This window comes from Mycobacterium kyorinense (assembly GCF_001672775.1).
GTDB lineage: Bacteria > Actinomycetota > Actinomycetes > Mycobacteriales > Mycobacteriaceae > Mycobacterium > Mycobacterium kyorinense_A.
On record NZ_LZKJ01000036.1, the window covers coordinates 48243 to 54247 of the forward strand.

Annotated in this window: 7 protein-coding genes; 2 read left to right on the top strand and 5 right to left on the bottom strand. The window is 65.9% G+C overall.

The window, feature by feature from the left end:
• Positions 1–67: 67 nt before the first annotated feature.
• Entirely contained in the window at positions 68–1282 is a 1215-nt protein-coding gene (locus A5707_RS02915; RefSeq protein ID WP_065013022.1) for an acyl-CoA dehydrogenase family protein, read from the top strand.
• A gap of 55 nt (positions 1283–1337) precedes the next feature.
• Positions 1338–2390 (top strand): NAD-dependent epimerase/dehydratase family protein, encoded by a 1053-nt coding sequence (locus A5707_RS02920; protein ID WP_065013023.1) that lies wholly within the window; start codon positions 1338–1340, stop codon positions 2388–2390.
• On the opposite strand, the gene A5707_RS02925 is transcribed toward A5707_RS02920, so the two are convergent.
• The 5 genes from A5707_RS02925 to A5707_RS02945 all read right to left on the bottom strand — a co-directional run.
• Positions 2387–3127 carry a hypothetical protein gene (locus A5707_RS02925; RefSeq protein ID WP_065013024.1) on the bottom strand — a complete coding sequence of 247 codons (741 nt, stop codon included), beginning with the start codon at positions 3125–3127 and terminating at the stop codon, positions 2387–2389. The two genes, A5707_RS02920 and A5707_RS02925, sit on opposite strands and share 4 nt — an antisense overlap.
• A gap of 23 nt (positions 3128–3150) precedes the next feature.
• Positions 3151–3843 carry an urease accessory protein UreG gene (gene ureG, locus A5707_RS02930; protein ID WP_065013025.1) on the bottom strand — a complete coding sequence of 231 codons (693 nt, stop codon included), beginning with the start codon at positions 3841–3843 and terminating at the stop codon, positions 3151–3153.
• Between the two features lie 24 nt (positions 3844–3867).
• On the bottom strand, positions 3868–4554 hold the full coding sequence (locus A5707_RS02935) for an urease accessory protein UreD (RefSeq protein ID WP_065013026.1): 687 nt from the start codon (positions 4552–4554) through the stop codon (positions 3868–3870).
• Positions 4555–4669: 115 nt separating this feature from the next.
• Positions 4670–5335: an urease accessory protein UreF gene (locus A5707_RS02940; RefSeq protein ID WP_065013027.1), complete on the bottom strand. Its 666-nt coding sequence runs from the start codon at positions 5333–5335 to the stop codon at positions 4670–4672.
• 2 nt (positions 5336–5337) lie between these two features.
• On the bottom strand, positions 5338–6005 hold a 668-nt coding region (locus tag A5707_RS02945), incomplete at its 5' end, for an amidohydrolase family protein (protein WP_156657506.1).

The window sequence follows — 6005 nt, forward strand, 5'->3', positions numbered from 1 at the left end:
AGATCAGTATACAAGTGTTTACTGTGCTCATGACGGCGCCGCACAGGCACGGCTGACAGGAGCATTGATGGACGCGTTCTCATTGACGTTGCCCGAGGAAGTCGCCCACGTCCGCGACTGGGTGCATGAGTTCGCCGAGTCCGTCATCCGGCCCGCGGCAGCCGAATGGGATGAGCGTGAAGCAACGCCCTGGCCGATCATTCAAGAGGCGGCCAAGGTCGGGCTGTACACGCCCGACCTGTTCGCCCAGATGGCAGGCGAACCCAGCGGGCTGGGCCTGCCGGTCGTCTTCGAAGAAATGTTTTGGGGCGACGCCGGGATAGCGCTGTCCATCCTGGCCACGGGACTTGCTGCGGCCGCGTTGGCGGCCAACGGCACCCCGGCGCAACTCGGCGAGTGGCTTCCGCAGATGTTCGGCACCCCGGACGACCCGAAACTCGCAGCCTTCTGCTCATCTGAACCCGGCGCCGGTTCGGACGTCGGAGCGGTGCGCACCCGAGCCAAATACGACGAGGCCGCCGACGAATGGGTGCTGAACGGGACCAAGACGTGGGCCACCAACGGCGGCATCGCCAACGTGCATGTGGTGGTGGCGTCGGTGGATCCGGACCTGGGCACTCGCGGGCAGGCGACGTTCATCGTGCCGCCTGGAACCAAAGGCCTGACGCAGGGACAGAAGTTCAAAAAGCACGGTATCCGCGCCTCGCACACCGCCGAAGTGGTGCTCGACGACGTTCGCCTCCCCGGCGAACTGATCCTGGGTGGCAGAGAGCGTTTCGAGCGTCGGCTCGCCAGAATCCGGGCGGGCGAACGGACATCCAGCCAGGCGGCGATGATGACGTTCGAACGTACCCGTCCGGTGGTCGGGGCGATGGCGCTGGGCATTGCCCGCGCTGCTTACGAATACGCGCTGGATTACTCGTGTCAACGCGAGCAGTTCGGGCGCAAGATCGCCGAATTCCAGGCCATCGCGTTCAAGCTGGCGGACATGAAGAGCCGCATCGATGCCTCCCGGCTGCTGGTCTGGCGGGCCGGCTGGATGCAACGGAACGATCAGCAGTTCACCTCGGCCGAAGGCTCGATGGCCAAACTGTTCGCCAGCGAAACCGCGGTGTATGTCACCGACGAGGCAATCCAGATTCTCGGCGGTAACGGCTATACGCGTGACTATCCCGTCGAGCGCATGCACCGGGATGCCAAGATCTTCACCATCTTTGAAGGCACCAGCGAGATTCAACGGCTCGTCATCGGCCGGGCGCTGACCGGGTTGACCATCCGCTGACTTCGGCCGGCCGGCGGCGGGTTTTCGGTCGATCCGGCGGGGTACCCCACCGATCATGCGAGTGGTAATCGTCGGCGCGACCGGCAATATCGGCACCAGCCTGGTCGAAGTCCTCACTGCCGACGAGCAGATCGATGCGGTTGTGGGAATTGCGCGTCGCCGGCCGGAATGGCAGCCGGCCAAGACGACATGGGTTCAAGCCGACGCTTCGTCCGATGAGCTCGAGACGCACTTCCAGGGCGCCGATGCCGTGGTGCAGTTGGCCTGGATCTTCCAACCCACCCACGATGAGCTCGCCACCTGGCGCAACAACGTCCTCGGCAGCATGCGGGTTTTCGACGCCGCTGCCCGCGCCGGTGTCGGAGCACTGATCTACGCGTCCTCGGTCGGGGCCTACTCCCCCGGACCGCAGAACCACGCTGTCGACGAATCCTGGCCCACGCATGGGCTCCCGACCGCGGCCTATGGACGGGAGAAGGCATATCTGGAACGCGTGCTCGACACCTTCGAGCGTCAACATTCCGCCATCCGGGTGGTCCGGCTTCGGCCGGGTTTCATCTTCAAGCGCGAGGCGGCGTCTGAGCAGCGCCGGTTGTTCGCCGGTCCGTTGCTGCCCACCACGCTGACCCGGCCGTCGCTGCTGCCGGTTGTCCCGGATCTGCCGGGCTTGCGCTTGCAGGCTCTACACTCGCTCGACGCCGCAGAGGCGTTGCGCCTTGCCATCGTTCGGCCGGTGCGCGGTGCGTTCAACATCGCGGCCGACCCGGTGCTGGATGCCCGCACGCTGGGTGAGCTGCTCGGGGCGCGACCAATCAAACTGCCCGTGTGGCCGATCCGGGCGGCAGTCGCCGCCGCCTGGAAACTGCACCTGGTGCCGGCCAGCCCGACGCTGCTCGATCTCGCGCTGCGCGTGCCGATCATGGATATCACGCGCGCGCACAGCGAACTCGGCTGGAATCCGTCCCGCACATCCTGCGACGCGATTCGCGAATTCCTCGGCGGGCTGCGGGAAGGCGGCGGGATGGCGACGCCGCCACTGCACCCCTCCGCCGGCGGCAGACTACGCGAAAAAGAACTGGCCACCGGCGTCGGGCAGCGTGCCACCTAGGCCTGTCTGCTGAGACGGGATCTGGCTTTCTTCACCAATTCCGCGGCGTCGTGGCTGGCTTGTTTGGCTGTGTCGTACGCTTTTTCGGCGGACTTGACGTCGCGTTCGCTTTCACGCAGGCGCCGGCGGGCCGCTGACAGCTCTTCTTCTCGTGCAGTCAACTCGCGGTCGGCGTCCGTTTTAGCTTGCTTGGCAGCTGCCCAAGCCTGTTGCAGCTTCTCGAGTTGACGGTGTGCAGTTCCGGAGGTTTTCCGGGCGGGCTCCGGCGCGGCCTCACCGAGGACGCCGAAACCCGACCAGCGCTCCGCCTTGGCCAGCCGGCCGAGTCGCGCTGTGACATCGGGGTCGGCGACGGCGGCCTGCAGTGTGCTCGAGACGTCGTCACGCACGGTGGCCGACGGATTCGTCAACCCAGCCCCGGCGAAGGCGGCCCGGGTCAGTTCGTTGACGAGTCGATGCTGCTCCATCGACAGACGGCGGATGAGATCACCATCCATAGTCGAATGCGCGGCACGCAAACGGTCGCCGAGCTCAGCGAGGCGCTGCTTGGATTCCTTGTGCTGCAAGGTAAGTCGGTTGACCACCCACGCCGCTGTGGTGGGTTTGCGCGCAGCGGAGATCTGCTTGGCCACCGCCGTGTCGCCGCGGCGCTTGGCTGCTGCGCTCAGCGTGCTGCGCAGTGCAGTGAAGCGGTTCGGTTCGGCCGCGTAAAGCTCGTCCAGTTCGTCGTCGGGCATAGTGCCATCATCGCCGCCGTGAGCTACTCACCGGCGGTATGAACATGGCGCGCCATCGCACCGGGATCGATAGGGGTGTGGCTGCCGCTGCTGTGGGCAGCGTGAATTGTGCGCACCCACGCGCACAGCTCGTCGATGGTGTCCTGGCGTGTTTTGGAGAGCGCGAGCACCGGTGACCCGGCACGGGCGGCCATGGCGTCAGCGACCATCCGATCGACGTCGACGTCGACGTGCGGCGCCAGATCGGTCTTGTTGATCACCAGCAGATCGGCGCGGGCAATGCCCGGGCCGCCTTTGCGCGCGACGTCTCCACCTCCGGCGACGTCGAGGACAAAGATCTGTGCATCGACAAGTCCCGGCGAGAAGGTGGCGGTGAGATTGTCGCCGCCGCTCTCGATCAACACGAGATCCAATGGCGCATAATCTTTTTCCAGGTCCTCGATCGCGATGAGGTTCATCGTGATGTCGTCGCGGATCGCGGTATGTGGGCAGGCTCCGGTCTCCACGGCGCGAATCCGCTCGGCGGGCAGCACTCCAGCAGCGCGCAGGAACCGCGCATCCTCATCGGTGTAGATGTCGTTGGTGATGACCCCGGTGTTGAACTCCGTGGCCATGTTGCGGCACAACGTGGCAATGATGGAGCTCTTGCCGGTCCCCACCGGTCCCGCTACGCCGAGCCGCAACGACCGCGTCTTGTGTTCTGTATCAACCACAATGGCCTCCTTCTGTCATGACATCGGTCAGCCCGGCTGAGCCCAAGAGATCAGCCGGGATAGCGCCTGGTTGAGTCCTCGCCGCAGTTCCAGGGTGTCGGCTGCCAGCGCCGTGACCACCACGGCCGGCCCCGCGAGCGGCAGGACAGCGAGGGTATCCCCGAGGGGACCGCCCTGCGGACGTTCGTCGCGCCACGCGGGATCCACGACGAGCATCGAGCCGAGAGTTCGATACGCACCGACCACCGCGGGCGTATCCCAGCCGTCCGAGCGCGGGCCGACGCCCAATTGCTGGTGGTAGAGCGGCGCACCGTTGCGTCGCACGCGAATGCTTTGGCGGACATTGCCTGTTCGTTCACCGTGCCGGCCGAGCAGCAACTCCTCGCGCATCAGCAGCCGAGCGTCCGCGTCGAGTTCGACGCGCACGTCGTGGCGGTGATAACACCCATCGGCGGCGATGATCGGCTCGGGCAGCCAGATCAGCGTCGCGCCATCGGCGACACGGATATCGATGGCCATCGTTGATTGTTCGTTGTGCGGTCCGGGCAGCAGCACCGTCGACGAGATATCTGCCAGGACCAGAGCACTGTCTGCGCCCACGTCAACGCTGAAGGTAAGTTGATCGCCGCCGACGGGCCCGGCAGCACCGGCGGCGATACAGACGTAAACCGCATCGGGGTTTTCGCTCGCACACTGCTCCCGAGCCTTCGGCATGGTAAGCCGCAGATTCAACGGCGCCTCGCAACACAATTGGGAGACGAAGCTACCGTTCGCATTGCGTGCGGTAGCCAGACAAGCCTGAGCAACCATGCCACTACGGTGACGCCGGTCAAGAAGCAAACAGCCGCACCGCCTCCCGGGCATGATGCTCGGCGGCGATATCGAGCAGCGGCGCGTTGGCGGCCGGCAACTCCGCCACCGGAGCATCGACGTATCGGGTTGCATGATCGGCCAATTCGTCGAGCAGCCCGGTGAGGTTCGCCAATATCGCGTGCACGTGGAACGGGTCGAGGCTCAGCAGCCGTACTGCGGCGGTAGCCGGGCCCACCACGTTCTCGTGCAACGCCCATAACGCGGCGTCGCGCGGTGACAGATCGAAAACCGATGCGGCGACGCCGAGCACGATCGGCTGATGCGCATCGTCGTCGAGTTCGGCCAGCCGGGAATGCGGTCGGACTCGAGCCGCAGCTCGGGCCAGTTGCCGGCCGAGGGCACGAGAAACGGCGCGCACTGCCGGCGAGGGTAGGCGGGCATCCAGTTCGAGACCCAGGGCGTGCAGGCGGCCGGGGTCGGCGGTCCCACAAGCCGCGGCGGCGAAGGCGGCAGCCACGACACCTGACGTCGCGGCGCGGCCGCGTAGAAACGCTTCCAGGCTCGAAATGTCGTGGACGCGTCCGGCCATGATGCTTGGTTCTACACCACCGGAATGCGCGTATCCCCCGGATGGGAACCGGCCGTCGGCCAGTAGCAACAGCGCCGCGGGACTCGTCGGCATGATCAATAGAGGAAGTAGCGCTGGGTCATCGGAAGTTCGGTGAGCGGCGGGTGGTTGGCGGGTTGACCGTCGATGCGGACCTCGAATGTGTTGGGGTTGACCTCGATGGTCGGCAGCGCATCGTTGAGCGGTAGGTCCGCTTTGGACAGGCCGCGCATGTTCTTGACCGGCACCAGCTTTCGGTCGATATTCAGCCGATCGGCCAGCCCGTCCTCCAGGGCGGCCGGCGCGACGAACGCGACACTGGTGGCCGCCGCGGCGCGGGTATGGGCGTTGTACCCCAGCCGCGGCAATACCGGCTGGGGTGTGGGCACCGATGCGCTCGGGTCGCCGAGCAGTGCCATCGCTGCCATTCCGCCCTTGAACACCACAGTCGGCTTGACGCCGAACAGCGCCGGTGTCCACAACACGAAGTCCGCCAGTTTGCCCGGCGCGATCGAGCCGATCTCGTCGTCGAGGCCGTGGATCAGCGCCGGACAGATGGTGGTCTTGGCGACGTAGCGGCGTGCTCGCTCATTGTCGGCCAGTTCATTTGGCGACAGCTGGCCGCGCAGCTGTTTCATCGCGTGCGCCGTCTGCCAGGTACGCAGCACCGTCTCGCCGAGCCGTCCCATGGCCTGGGCGTCCGACTGCATCGCGGAGATCGCGCCGATGTCTTGCAGGATGTCCT